Origin of the sequence: Pseudomonas sp. ACM7 (assembly GCF_004136015.1) — a bacterium.
Classification (GTDB): Bacteria; Pseudomonadota; Gammaproteobacteria; order Pseudomonadales; family Pseudomonadaceae; genus Aquipseudomonas; species Aquipseudomonas frigoris.
This window is the reverse complement of record NZ_CP024866.1, coordinates 3200958-3214208: the sequence shown is the minus strand read 5'-3', so window position 1 is coordinate 3214208 and position 13251 is coordinate 3200958. Positions and strand designations below refer to the sequence as shown.

The 13251-nt window shown below is 59.8% G+C and carries 10 protein-coding genes; 3 read left to right on the top strand and 7 right to left on the bottom strand.

From position 1 onward, the window contains the following. Positions 1-37: 37 nt before the first annotated feature. The 6 genes from CUN63_RS15090 to CUN63_RS15065 form a co-directional block, all read right to left on the bottom strand. Complete coding sequence (locus CUN63_RS15090) at positions 38-670, bottom strand: sarcosine oxidase subunit gamma (RefSeq protein WP_129440544.1); 633 nt, start codon at positions 668-670, stop codon at positions 38-40. A 170-nt stretch (positions 671-840) separates the two neighbouring features. Beyond that, on the bottom strand, positions 841-3858 hold the full coding sequence (locus tag CUN63_RS15085; protein ID WP_129440542.1) for a sarcosine oxidase subunit alpha: 3018 nt from the start codon (positions 3856-3858) through the stop codon (positions 841-843). After that, positions 3855-4184 carry a sarcosine oxidase subunit delta gene (locus tag CUN63_RS15080; protein WP_008147095.1) on the bottom strand — a complete coding sequence of 110 codons (330 nt, stop codon included), beginning with the start codon at positions 4182-4184 and terminating at the stop codon, positions 3855-3857. The genes CUN63_RS15085 and CUN63_RS15080 overlap by 4 nt, the downstream gene beginning before the upstream one ends. Before the next feature lie 14 nt (positions 4185-4198). After that, positions 4199-5449, bottom strand: a complete 1251-nt coding sequence (locus CUN63_RS15075) for a sarcosine oxidase subunit beta (protein WP_007947735.1) — start codon at positions 5447-5449, stop codon at positions 4199-4201. Positions 5450-5472: 23 nt separating this feature from the next. Beyond that, positions 5473-6726: a serine hydroxymethyltransferase gene (gene glyA, locus CUN63_RS15070; protein ID WP_129440540.1), complete on the bottom strand. Its 1254-nt coding sequence runs from the start codon at positions 6724-6726 to the stop codon at positions 5473-5475. A 283-nt stretch (positions 6727-7009) separates the two neighbouring features. Further along, positions 7010-7729, bottom strand: coding sequence for a TraX family protein (locus CUN63_RS15065; RefSeq protein WP_129440538.1), 720 nt, complete (start codon positions 7727-7729; stop codon positions 7010-7012). A gap of 131 nt (positions 7730-7860) precedes the next feature. On the opposite strand from CUN63_RS15065, the gene CUN63_RS15060 reads away from it, so the two are divergent. Further along, positions 7861-8901, top strand: coding sequence for a low specificity L-threonine aldolase (locus CUN63_RS15060; protein ID WP_129440536.1), 1041 nt, complete (start codon positions 7861-7863; stop codon positions 8899-8901). Between the two features lie 225 nt (positions 8902-9126). Further along, complete coding sequence (locus CUN63_RS15055; protein WP_129440534.1) at positions 9127-9951, top strand: NAD(P)-dependent oxidoreductase; 825 nt, start codon at positions 9127-9129, stop codon at positions 9949-9951. Positions 9952-10044: 93 nt separating this feature from the next. Here the strand turns inward: CUN63_RS15055 and gbcB are convergent, their stop codons facing one another. Further along, entirely contained in the window at positions 10045-11145 is a 1101-nt protein-coding gene (gene gbcB, locus CUN63_RS15050; protein WP_129440532.1) for a glycine-betaine demethylase subunit GbcB, read from the bottom strand. A gap of 286 nt (positions 11146-11431) precedes the next feature. Between gbcB and gbcA the strand changes: the two genes are divergently transcribed. After that, complete coding sequence (gene gbcA, locus CUN63_RS15040) at positions 11432-12727, top strand: glycine-betaine demethylase subunit GbcA (protein ID WP_129440530.1); 1296 nt, start codon at positions 11432-11434, stop codon at positions 12725-12727. Positions 12728-13251: the final 524 nt, after the last annotated feature.

Below are 13251 nucleotides of genomic sequence, written 5' to 3'. Positions count from 1 at the left end.
AGCCTTCGGCAGCTGCTACAGGGACCTCAGTGGTTCATCAAGCCTGAACGCTAAGGCCGTATTCGGCGGCCGCATCCTGCAACCACAACCACCAGTAATCCGAGAAGCTGCGACGAATCAGCAGTTCCCAGGTGTCTTCGGCGGTGTGGCGGATCACCAGTTGCGACTTGGCAAACACGGTCCCCACAGCCTTGCCCACCGGGAAGCTGTTCGGGTGCACGTCGTAGCTGGTGGACTTCATCAACACCTGGCGCACGTTCGGACCGCTCAGTTCGAGGAGCTGCTGGCCGCCGCTGACGTTGGTGATCGCAATGTGCAGGTCGCCCAGCGCTTCACGCAGTTTTTTCTCGGCGGCGAATTCTTCACCGGTCGGCACGATCAGCAGCCATTCATCCGGCCCCATCCATTGCAGGCTGGTTTCGCCTTTGACGACGACAGTCAGCGCGCCCGGCAATTCGATACCGAGGGCTTTGTGCACACCGGCAGCGAACGCAGCATCATGGCCATCGCCACGAATGGTCAGGTGGCCGAGGAGTTTTTTCTCACGCACGATCACGCCGGCGCTTTTGCGACCCTTGCCCACCAGGCTTGGCAGGCCTGCGTGATGCAACGACGACTCGGCCTTGGCCCCAGTGGTTGGGCGTTGTTGGTAAACATTGGCTGCGGTCATAAAGCACCTGTTCCTGAATTCTGTTGGTTCCGGCCCTTGTGGTGACCAGGCTGACGCTTTCGCGAGCAAGCCCGCTCCCACATTTGACCGCGTTCCCCTGTGGGAGCGGGCTTGCTCGCGAATCGCTCAGACGACTCGGTGCAACTGCCCGCCCACAGGACCCGAGGCCATTAAACGTTCTGGCGATCACCCTTTGGATCGAAGAACACCGAAGAAACGATTTCCGCTTCGATCACGCTGCCATCGGCCAGCGGTGCGAACACGCGCTCACCCATACGCTTCAAGCCGCCCTTCACCACACCCATGGCAAACGAATAGCCGAGGGAGTTGTGTAAGTAGCTGGAGGTGACGTGACCAACCATGGTCATCGGGATCGCTTGCTTGGTGTTGAACACCAGTTGCGCACCTTCCGGCAGCCATTTGGTCGGATCGATCGGCTTCAGACCGACCAACTGTTTGCGTTGATCACGCACGCAGTCTTCACGGTTCATGCCACGCTGGCCGATCCATGAGAACGGTTTAGTGCGACCGACACACCAGCCCATGTTCAGGTCGTCCGGGGTCATCGAGCTGTCGGTGTCCTGACCGACGATGATGAAGCCCTTCTCGGCCCGCAGCACGTGCATGGTCTCGGTGCCGTACGGGGTCAGGTTGTACTTCTTCCCCGCCTCGACGATTTTTTCCAGAACGCCCATGGCGTAGTCGGCCTGCACGTTGACTTCATACGACAGCTCACCGGTAAACGAAATCCGGAACACCCGCGCCGGAACACCGCCGACCAGCCCTTCTTTCCAGGTCATGAACGGGAAGGCTTCGTTGCTCAGGTCGATGTCGGTGACTTCGCTGAGCAGCTTGCGGCTGTTCGGCCCGGACAAGGTCATGGTTGCCCAGTGATCCGTCACGGAAGTGAAGTACACCTTCAGCTCTGGCCATTCGGTCTGGGAGTAGATTTCCAGCCATTGCAGCACGCGTGCCGCGCCGCCCGTGGTGGTGGTCATCACGAAATGGTTGTCGGCGAGACAGGCGGTTACACCGTCGTCGAAGACCATGCCGTCTTCTTTGCACATCAGGCCATAACGCGCCTTGCCCACGTCGAGCTTGGTCCAGGCGTTGGTGTAGATGCGGTTGAGGAACTCACGCGCATCCGGGCCCTGAATGTCAATTTTGCCCAGCGTCGAAGCGTCCAGCAGGCCGACGCTGTCGCGCACGGCTTTGCATTCGCGTTTCACGGCGGTATGCAGGTCTTCACCGTTTTTCGGGAAGTACCACGGACGTTTCCACTGACCGACGTCTTCGAACTCGGCGCCGTTCTTCACATGCCAATGATGCAGCGCGGTCAGACGGACAGGCTCGAAGATGTGCCCACAGTGACGACCGGCCACGGCGCCGAATGTCACCGGCGTGTAGTTCGGGCGGAACATGGTGGTGCCCATCTGCGGGATGGTCACGTTCAGCGAACGGGCGGCGATGGCCAGACCGTTGACGTTGCCGAGCTTGCCCTGGTCAGTGCCGAAGCCCAGTGCGGTGTAGCGTTTGACGTGCTCGACCGACTCGAAGCCTTCGCGGGTCGCCAGTTCGATGGCGGCAGCGGTGACGTCGTTTTGCAGGTCGACGAATTGCTTCGGCGCACGTGCGGTGTTCTTTTCATGCGGCACCTGGAACAGCGCCAGTGTTGGCTCTTCCAGACGGCTCAGGGCTTTCGGCAAGGTGCCTTCGACCACGCTGAAACCGGCTTCGCTGGCTGCGCGAGCGCCGCCTTCGAAACCATCGGCCAGGGAATCGCCGAGGCCGTAGACGCCGTTGATGCCACCGACGCACACACGTTTCTGCGGTGCTTCGCCCGGTACGAAACCGAGGATATCCTCACGCCAGATCGGCTTGCCACCCAAGTGCGACGCCAGGTGAACCACCGGGCTGTAACCGCCGGAACTGGCGACCAGATCGCATTCGAGCCACTCACCAGGACTGGTCACTGCGTGGGCTTTGACATCGATCGCGGCAACGCGAGCGGCGGTCACGTGCTTGCTGCCACGTGTCTCGATCACGGCGCTGCCGGTCAGGATGCGGATGCCTTTGGCGCGTGCTTCTTCAACCAGCGCACCGCGCGGATTGCTGCGGGCATCGGCGATGGCGACGACTTGCAGGCTGGCGTCGAGCCAGTCCAGGGCAACGCGATAGGCGTGATCGTTGTTGGTCGACAGCACCAGTTTTTTGCCCGGTGCCACGCCGTAACGACGCACGTAAGTCGACACAGCGCCGGCGAGCATGTTGCCCGGCACGTCGTTGTTGCCGTAAACCAGCGGACGCTCGTGAGCACCGGTCGCCAGCACTACACGCTTGGCGCGAACACGGTGAATACGCTGACGCACCTGGCCAATCGGGGCGCGGTCGCCGAGGTGATCGGTAAGGCGCTCATGAATGGTCAGGAAGTTATGGTCGTGGTAACCGTTGACCGTGGCGCGCGGCAACAGCAGCACGTCCGGGGTGTCTTTGAGCTCGGCGATGACGCTGGCGACCCACTCGCTGGCAGGCTTGCCGTCGAGGCTTTCGCGGGAATCGAGCAGGCTGCCGCCGAACTCTTCCTGTTCATCGGCGAGAATTACGCGCGCACCGCTGCGGGCAGCCGCCAATGCAGCGGCCAGGCCAGCCGGGCCACCGCCGACGATCAGCACGTCGCAGTGCTGGTTCATGTAGTCGTAAGTGTCCGGATCGTTCTCGGTCGGCGAGCGGCCAAGACCGGCGGCTTTACGAATGTACTTCTCGTAAGTCATCCAGAACGATTGCGGGTACATGAAGGTTTTGTAGTAGAAGCCCGGCGGCATCAGCTTGCCGCCGACCTTGCCGAGAATCCCCATCATGTCGTTGTTCACGCTCGGCCAGCCGTTGGTGCTGGTGGCGACCAAACCTTGATACAGCGCTTGTTGCGTGGCGCGTACGTTCGGGATCTGCGTGGCTTCGGTCGCGCCGATCTGCAGCACGGCGTTCGGCTCTTCGGCACCGGCGGCGAAGATGCCGCGCGGACGGGAGTATTTGAAGCTGCGACCGATGATGTCGACACCGTTGGCCAACAAGGCCGCGGCCAGGGAATCACCTTCAAAGCCTTTGTAGCTCTGGCCGTTGAAGGTGAAGCTCAGCACTTTGTTGCGGTCGATCCGTCCGCCGTTGGACAGGCGATTGATCTGGCTCATACCTTCTCTCCCAGAGCCGTGGCGGCCGCTTTCGGGCTATCGGTCTTGTCGGTGAATTGTGGCTTGGTGCCGATCTTGTAGGTTTCGAGAATCTCGTAGGTCACGGTGTCACGGGTGGCGTTGAAGTACTGACGGCAACCGGCGACGTGATCCCACAGTTCGTGGTGCAGACCGCGAGGGTTATCGCGGAAGAACATGTAGTCGCCCCACTCCTCGTCGGTGCAATTGGTCGGATCCAGAGGGCGCGGGATGTGCGCCTGGCCGGATGCGTGGAATTCCTCTTCGGAGCGCAGTTCGCCGCAGTGAGGACAGAAGATATGCAACATGGGGATTTCTCCTGTTAGTGGGCAACCGCAGCAGCGCCGTGTTCATCGATCAACGCACCGTTGTGGAAACGGTCGATGGAGAAAGGTGCAGCCAATGGGTGCATTTCACCCTTGGCCAGACTCGCGGCAAACACGTTGCCCGAGCCAGGTGTTGCCTTGAAGCCACCGGTGCCCCAGCCGCAGTTGAAGAACATGTTCGGTACCGGGGTTTTCGAAATGATCGGGCACGCATCCGGCGTGGTGTCGACGATGCCGCCCCACTGACGGTTCATGCGTACGCGCGACAACACAGGGAACATCTCGACGATGGCCTGAATGGTGTGCTCGATCACCGGGTACGAACCACGCTGGCCGTAGCCGTTGTAGCCGTCAATACCGGCGCCGATCACCAGGTCGCCCTTGTCGGACTGGCTGATGTAACCGTGTACGGCGTTGGACATGATCACGCTGTCGATAATCGGTTTGATCGGCTCGGACACCAGCGCTTGCAGCGGGTGCGATTCGATCGGCAGACGGAAACCGGCGAGTTTGGCCATGTGCCCCGAGTTACCGGCGGTCACTACACCGACGCGTTTGGCGCCGATGAAGCCTTTGTTGGTTTCAACACCGATGCACACGCCGTTTTCCTTGCGGAAGCCGATCACTTCGGTCTGTTGAATCAGGTCCACGCCCAGTGCGTCGGCGGCACGGGCAAAGCCCCACGCCACGGCATCGTGACGGGCCACGCCGCCGCGGCGCTGGACGGTAGCGCCCATCACCGGGTAGCGAGTGTTCTTGGAGCAGTCGAGGTACGGAATCTCGTCAGCCACTTGTTTGGCATCGAGCAGTTCGCCGTCCACGCCGTTGAGGCGGTTGGCGCTGACCCGACGCTCGGAATCACGAATGTCTTGCAGGGTGTGGCACAGGTTGTAAACGCCACGCTGGGAGAACATCACGTTGTAGTTCAGGTCCTGGGACAGGCCTTCCCACAATTTCATCGCGTGTTCGTACAGGTGCGCCGACTCGTCCCACAGGTAGTTGGAGCGAACAATGGTGGTGTTGCGCGCGGTGTTACCGCCGCCCAGCCAGCCTTTCTCGACCACGGCCACGTTGGTGATGCCGTGTTCCTTCGCCAGGTAGTAAGCCGTGGCGAGACCATGCCCGCCACCGCCGACGATGACCACGTCATAGACCTTTTTAGGGGTCGGCGTGCGCCACATTTTCTGCCAGTTTTCGTGATGGCTGAGGGAGTGTTTGAAGAGGCCGAAGCCCGAGTACCGTTGCATAGTCATTTACTCCAAAACCGCGCTCAGCGATAAACCGGGAAGTCCGCGCACAGGGCTGAAACTTGCTGCGCAACATTGGCCTCTACGTCGGCGTCGCCGAGGTTGTCGAGGATGTCGCAGATCCAGCCGGCAAGCGTGACGCACTGGGTAACCTTGAAGCCGCGAGTGGTCACCGCCGGGGTGCCGATGCGCAGGCCGGAGGTCACGAACGGCGACTGTGGATCGTTCGGGACAGCGTTCTTGTTCACGGTGATGTGGGCGCGACCGAGTGCTGCATCCGCCTCTTTGCCGGTGAGGCCCTGACGAATCAGGCTGACCAGGAACAGGTGGTTATCGGTGCCGCCGGACACTACATCGTAGCCGCGTTTGATAAATACGCTGGCCATGGCCTGGGCGTTGTCGATCACTTGTTGCTGATAGGCCTTGAAACCAGGCTCCAGCGCTTCCTTGAAGCACACCGCTTTACCAGCGATCACGTGCATCAGCGGGCCGCCCTGACCACCGGGGAACACGGCAGCGTTGAGTTTCTTTTCCAGCTCTTCGTTGGCACGGGCCAAAATCAGGCCACCACGTGGACCGCGCAGGGTTTTGTGGGTGGTGGTGGTGACCACGTCGGCGTACGGCAGCGGGTTCGGGTACAGGCCGGCAGCGACCAGACCGGCCACGTGCGCCATGTCGACGAACAGATAAGCGCCGACTTTGTCAGCGATCTGACGGAAGCGCGGGAAGTCCAGGGTCTTCGAGTAGGCGGAGAACCCGGCGATGATCATTTTCGGCTTGTGCTCGACCGCCATGCGCTCGACTTCGTCGTAATCGATCAGGCCGGTGGCGGTGTCGATGCCGTACTGCACAGCGTTATAGAGCTTGCCGGAGAAGCTGACTTTGGCGCCGTGGGTCAAGTGACCACCGTGAGCCAGGCTCATGCCCAGCACGGTGTCGCCGGCTTGCAGCAGCGCAAGGAATACCGCGGCGTTGGCCTGGCTGCCGGAGTGCGGCTGCACGTTGGCATAGTCGGCACCGAACAGTTGCTTGGCGCGTTCGATGGCCAGCGCTTCAACTTTATCGACGTGCTCGCAGCCACCGTAGTAGCGCTTGCCCGGATAGCCTTCGGCGTATTTGTTGGTCAGGCCACTGCCTTGCGCTTCCATGACGCGTTTGCTGGTGTAGTTCTCTGACGCGATCAGCTCGATGTGATCTTCCTGGCGTTGCTCCTCGGCATTCATCGCCGCCAGCAGTGCATCGTCGTAACCCTGGATCTGGTCTTGCTTGCTGAACATCGCGTCTCTCCCAGCGGCGGCGGTGCGCCATTCGTCTCGGTAAGGCACCGGTGTTTCGACAGTGCCCTTTGAATGCGATGGTATGACCGGCGCAGACAGGCCAAATGCCTACGGACGCCACGCAAAGGTGCGTTTACGACATGGCGGGAAATGGTATGCCGAGCACACTCCTCAAATCAGCAAAGAACCTTGTGGGAGCGGGCTTGCTCGCGAATGCGTCAGGTCAGTCAACATAAGTGGTGGATGACAAACCGCATTCGCGAGCAAGCCCGCTCCCACAGGGTTATGCGGCGATTCCGCGGACGAGCAACAGAAGCAGAAAATGCAGCGGATACAAGGCATACGCCCAGCGACGCATCGGTAGGGGCGGTTTCAATCGGCCGGCATGTCGCAACAAAAGCAGGCCGGCCAGTGGCGCGATCAGACAAGTGGCGATGCCGAGGATGGCTGCACTGTTGCCGAATCTAGCGGAGTAAAACAGCACTTCCCATTGATTGGCCGCCAGGCAGACCAGCCCCGGCAGCAGGCTGAAGTACCAAGGCCGCTTGATCACCAGCAACAATGTCAGCGGCAGCAGGACGCCGAAGAAACCGAACATCAGTCGCTCCGGGAACAGCGCCGCCAGCGTTAAGGCGCCGACCGCGAGTAGTCGCAATTGCAGCGTCTTGTGCTGCCAGCCACGGGCCACCAGCAATCCCAGCACCAACGTGGGCAGCACGTTCAAGGTGTCGGGATCAGGCATATAGATCCGGTAGGGGATTTCGCTGATGGCGCTAAACAGCAGCAACCAGCCCAGATAACGCCACTGGCCGTCGGTCGTCACCGCGCGGGCCCGTGCCAGGTTTGCGGCCATCGCCAGACAGAACCACGGGAACGCCAACCGACCCGGCACATACAGAATATCGAGGGAATAACCGACATATCGCAGGTGATCGAGCACCATGCTCAACAGCGCCAGCCACTTGAGCAGATCCAGTGCCCCATCCCTTTGCGTCATGTGCATAATTGCCCGGCATCTTTGTATTTTTCTGACAGCATCATCGCGTGTGCTCCCCGGACGATCTTCGGTAAAGTGCGCACCATCATTGACCACGAAGCTCTTCACCATAAGAGCCTCGACCACGGAAGCCGGCCATGACCGATAAGAGCCAACAATTCGCCAGCGACAACTATTCCGGTATCTGCCCTGAAGCCTGGGCGGCCATGGAACAGGCCAACCACGGCCACCAACGCGCCTATGGCGACGACGAATGGACCGCACGCGCGTCCGACGATTTCCGCAAACTGTTCGAAACCGACTGCGAAGTATTCTTCGCCTTCAACGGCACCGCAGCCAACTCATTGGCCCTATCGTCGCTGTGCCAGAGTTACCACAGCGTGATCTGCTCGGAAACCGCCCACGTCGAAACCGACGAATGCGGCGCACCGGAATTCTTTTCCAACGGCTCCAAACTGCTCATCGCCCGCACTGAAAACGGCAAGCTGACCCCGGAATCGATCCGCGAAATCGCGCTCAAGCGCCAGGACATCCATTACCCGAAACCGCGCGTAGTCACCCTGACCCAAGCCACCGAAGTCGGCAGCGTCTACACCCCGGAAGAAATCCGCGCCATCAGCGCCACGTGCAAAGAGCTGGGCCTGAACCTGCACATGGACGGCGCGCGGTTCTCCAACGCCTGCGCTTTCCTTGGCTGCTCGCCAGCCGACCTGACCTGGAAGGCCGGCGTCGACGTGTTGTGCTTCGGCGGCACGAAAAACGGCATGGCGGTGGGTGAAGCGATTCTGTTCTTCAACCACAAACTGGCTGAAGACTTCGACTACCGCTGCAAACAGGCCGGGCAACTGGCCTCGAAGATGCGTTTCCTGTCCGCGCCGTGGGTCGGGATTCTGGAAAACGACGCCTGGCTTAAATACGCCCGCCACGCCAACCACTGCGCGCAGCTGCTGGCGGAACTGGTGAGCGATATTCCAGGCGTGGAACTGATGTTCCCGGTGCAAGCCAACGGCGTGTTCCTGCAACTCTCGGAACCGGCCATCGCCGCATTGACGGCCAAGGGCTGGCGCTTCTACACCTTCATCGGCAACGGCGGCGCACGCTTCATGTGCTCGTGGGACACCGAAGAAGAACGCGTACGGGAATTGGCGACGGATATTCGCGAAGTCATGTCCCGCTAAGCCCTCACCTTGTAGGACTGCAGGAGCTGGTAGGAGCTGGTAGGAGCTGTCGAGTGAAACGAGGCTGCGATCTTTTGATGTTGGTTTTTTAAGATCAAAAGATCGCAGCCTCGTTTCACTCGACAGCTCCTACAGTCCTGCTGCCCCTGATCGTTTGCCCTGAAAGACATGGTCTACATTGTTTGTCGAGCCTCCGCTCAGACAACAATAATCAGGAGCGCACGCATGTCATTGAAAGGCAAAACCCTGTTCATCACCGGCGCTAGCCGCGGGATTGGTCGTGAGATCGCGCTGCGGGCTGCGCGGGATGGGGCCAACATTGTGATTGCCGCTAAAAGCGCCGAGCCGCACCCCAAGTTGCCGGGCACGATTTTCAGCGTGGCCGAGGAAGTCGAAGCCGCGGGCGGCAAGGCGCTGGCCTTGCAGGTGGATGTGCGTGATGACGTCGCGGTGCGTGAGGCATTGGCCCAGGCCAACGAGCATTTCGGCGGCATTGATGCGCTGATCAACAATGCCGGCGCGATCAAGCTGACCGGGGTTCAACACATCGAACTCAAGCGCTTCGACCTGATGCACCAGATCAACACCCGCGCCGTGCTCCTGTGCAGCCAGGCCGCCCTGCCCTATCTGAAGAAAAGCGCCGGACATATCCTCAATCTGTCCCCTCCACTGAATCTGGCGACCAAGTGGTTCGCCCAGTACAGCCCCTATACCGTGACCAAATACGGCATGAGCATGCTGACCCTGGGCATGAGCGAGGAATTCAAGAACTACGGCATCAGCGTCAATTCCCTGTGGCCGCAAACCATGATCGCCACTGCCGCCATTGAATTTCAGCTGGGGTCACGGGAGTCGTTCAAGCATGCGCGTACGCCCGCGATCATGGCCGACGCCGCCCATGTGATTCTGAGCCGCAGCGGTCGCAGCATTACTGGGCGATTGCTGATTGATGAGGAAATTCTGCGGGAGCACGGGGTGACGGATTTTGAGGGGTATCGGTTTGAACCGGACTCCACCGACAAACTGATGACGGATCTGTTTGTCGATTGACCTGTAGGAGCTGCCGAAGGCTGCGATCTTTTGATCTTAAAAGATCGCAGCCTCGTTGCACTCGACAGCTCCTACAGGGTCATTGTGCAACTATCAAAACTCGATGCGCACGTCGCCCTTCGGCACGCTGCAGCACGAAAGAATGAACCCTTCCGCCTCGTCTTCCTCGGTGATCCCGCCGTTGTGGTCCATCTCGACCTCGCCACCCAGCTTCATCACCTTGCACGTCCCGCAGATCCCCATCCCACAAGCCTTCGGAATCAACAGCCCCAACTTCGCAGCGGCGGCATGAACGGTTTCACCCGGTGCAACACGAATGCTCTTGCCGGACGCGGTGAATTCCACCTGGTGCAGGTCCGCCACGTCGATGTCCGGTGCGTCTGCGGCTATTTCGGCTTGCTCCACCGCATCGGCACGGGCTTCCGGCGGTGTAGCACCGAACGATTCCTCGTGATAACGCGACATGTCGAAGCCGACCGCTTCGAGCATGCGCTTGACGGCGTTCATATACGGCGTCGGACCGCAGCAGAACACTTCGCGCTCCATGAAGTCCGGCGCCATCAGCTCCAGCATCTTGTGGTTCAGGTACCCGCGATAACCGGCCCACGGCTCGCCCAGACCATGCTTCTCGCAGATCAGGTGCAGGCTGAAGTTATCGATCCGCGACGCCATGTGTTCCAGCTCGCGGTGGTAAATGATGTCTTTGGGCGAACGGGCGCTGTGGATAAACACCATGTCGACGTTGCCGTTGGTGTCGTAGAACCAGCGAGCCATCGACATGACCGGCGTGATACCGACACCGCCGCTGAGGTACAACACCTTCGGCGCGGTGAAGTCCATGGCGTTGAACAACCCGACCGGCCCGTGCACCGCCAGCTCCTGGCCTTCGTGCAGGGTGTCGTGTAGCCAGTTGGAGACTTTGCCGCCCGGTACGCGCTTGATGGTCACCGAAAAGCTGTACGGCACCGACGGCGAGCTGGAAATGGTGTAGGAGCGCATGATCGGCACGCCTTCGATTTCCAGCTCCAGGGTGACAAACTGCCCCGGCTTAAAGAAGAACAGGATCGGCTGGTCAGCCATAAAGCAGAAGGTGCGCACATCCCAGGTTTCCTGGATGACTTTGACGCAACGGACGATGTGTCGACCATTGGCCCAGGTCTGGGTGGTTACCGGATTCAGGAAGCTGTTGGACATGCTGTTCTCCACCGCCGATGGTCGGCCTTATGTTGGCGATTCTGCGTAACGTGCGAACCACCCATTTACCTATCTGCGACATTCACATACTTATCGCGACCAGCCCCCAATTACCGGGGGTTGCGCGTCGGGAACAGATTGGGCCATGTCGCCCATGGATAAGGTTCCGGACAACGCCGGCCCCACACTCGCTCCACACAGAGACGATTTCTTTACAGCCTTGCGTAGCAAACCGTATCAGCCACTATTTCGCCGGCCGCACAGAATGGCCTTGAGGATCAAATCGATGGACGTCACCGCAAAAATCAGCCTGGGCGATCCGCTGGAACCCGCACGCAAGGCCACCGCACAGATGCTGCAAGAGCGCGAGCGCACTTACTCGCTGCCGCAGCCGTTTTACTCTGACGAGCGGCTGTTTGATATCGACATGCAGGAAATCTTCCAGAAAGAGTGGTTGATCGCCGGCATGGCCTGCGAAATCCCGACCAAGGGCAACTACCTGACCCTGCAAGTCGGCAAGAACCCGATCATTGTGATTCGCGGCGCCGAAGGCGTGATCCATGCGTTCCACAACGTTTGCCGTCACCGTGGTTCGCGTCTGTGCACCAGTGAAAAAGGCAAGGTCGCAAAACTGGTCTGCCACTACCACCAGTGGACGTACGAGCTGGACGGCCGCCTGTTGTTCGCCGGTACCGAAATGGGCGCCGACTTCGACATGAAGGAGTACGGCCTCAAACCGGTAAACGTGAAGACTGCCGGCGGCTACATCTTCATCAGCCTGTCGGAGAACCCGCCAGCCATTGATGACTTCCTGTCGACGCTGAACCATTACATGGAACCGTACGACATGGAGAACACCAAGGTGGCGATTACCACCACCTTGATGGAAAAGGCCAACTGGAAACTGGTGCTGGAAAACAACCGCGAGTGCTACCACTGCAACGCGTCGCACCCGGAACTGCTGAAAACCCTGCTGGAATGGGACGACGTCACCGACCCGCGTGCCGACCAGGCTTTCAAGGACCACGTCGCGGCCTCCGCCGCTGCCTGGGAAGCCGAGAAGATTCCTTACGCCCACGCCAGCTTCGGCCTGCGTAACCGCATCGTGCGCATGCCGCTGCTCAAGGGCACCGTATCGATGACCCTGGACGGCAAACAAGGCTGCGCCAAACTCATGGGCCGGATCAAAAACCCGGACCTGGGCTCGATGCGCATCCTGCACCTGCCGCACTCGTGGAACCACTGCATGGGCGACCACATCATCGTCTTCACGGTGTGGCCGATCAGTGCGCAGGAAACCATGGTCACCACCAAGTGGATCGTCCACAAGGACGCCGTCGAAGGCGTGGACTACGACGTGGAGCGCATGCGCCAGGTCTGGGATGCGACCAACGACCAGGACCGTCGCCTGGCCGAAGAGAACCAGCGCGGCATCAACTCCACCGCTTACCAGCCAGGCCCTTACTCCAAGACCTATGAGTTTGGCGTGGTGAACTTTGTGGATTGGTACAGCGAGCGTTTGCTGAACAACCTGGGGGCTGAGCCTGCGGCTTACCTCAAAGGGGTTCCGGTTCAGGGTTAACCGAAAAAAAGCATCGCGAGCAAGCTCGCTCCCACACTTAACCGAGGTGTCCACAGCGTTTGTGAACACCTCCGATCAAATGTGGGAGCGGGCTTGCTCGCGAAAGCGCCCTCCCAGTCACTGCATCCCTCCCCCGCGAAATCCTCTCCCCTATAGAACTGTACGAAATATGATCTATTACGTTCAGGCCTATACGCCGCGTGCCTCCCAGCCTTTAGCAAACAAGTTATCCACACCTCCACCCACAGCTATTGGGGACAAGTGTGAATTTATAGAAAACTTTCTCCACAGAAACTGAAGAAAATCCGTGACTTATCCAGAAGAAGGGTTTTGAGCAGCGATTGGTTGTTTTTTGATCGAAAGCTTGAAAGGCACGTTGTACGTGGCTTGCAGAGGATGGCGAACACCTTATCCACAGAAGCGCCAACAGACTTTGGGGGCAACTTGGGAGGATCTGTGGAAAACCGTTGGAAGCCGCGATAAATCGGGGTTTGCGCGAGGTTTATCAGCTTAAAACGGTGATT

Excerpts from the sequence above, each read along its gene's own strand:
- CUN63_RS15055 (WP_129440534.1), top strand. The coding sequence starts at position 9,127 with ATGTCATTGAAAGGCAAAACCCTGTTCATCACCGGCGCTAGCCGCGGG.
- CUN63_RS15080 (WP_008147095.1), bottom strand. The coding sequence starts at position 4,184 with ATGTTGCATATCTTCTGTCCTCACTGCGGCGAACTGCGCTCCGAAGAG.
- CUN63_RS15090 (WP_129440544.1), bottom strand. The coding sequence starts at position 670 with ATGACCGCAGCCAATGTTTACCAACAACGCCCAACCACTGGGGCCAAG.
- gbcB (WP_129440532.1), bottom strand. The coding sequence starts at position 11,145 with ATGTCCAACAGCTTCCTGAATCCGGTAACCACCCAGACCTGGGCCAAT.
- CUN63_RS15065 (WP_129440538.1), bottom strand. The coding sequence starts at position 7,729 with ATGCACATGACGCAAAGGGATGGGGCACTGGATCTGCTCAAGTGGCTG.
- CUN63_RS15075 (WP_007947735.1), bottom strand. The coding sequence starts at position 5,449 with ATGCAACGGTACTCGGGCTTCGGCCTCTTCAAACACTCCCTCAGCCAT.
- gbcA (WP_129440530.1), top strand. The coding sequence starts at position 11,432 with ATGGACGTCACCGCAAAAATCAGCCTGGGCGATCCGCTGGAACCCGCA.
- CUN63_RS15060 (WP_129440536.1), top strand. The coding sequence starts at position 7,861 with ATGACCGATAAGAGCCAACAATTCGCCAGCGACAACTATTCCGGTATC.
- glyA (WP_129440540.1), bottom strand. The coding sequence starts at position 6,726 with ATGTTCAGCAAGCAAGACCAGATCCAGGGTTACGACGATGCACTGCTG.
- CUN63_RS15085 (WP_129440542.1), bottom strand. The coding sequence starts at position 3,858 with ATGAGCCAGATCAATCGCCTGTCCAACGGCGGACGGATCGACCGCAAC.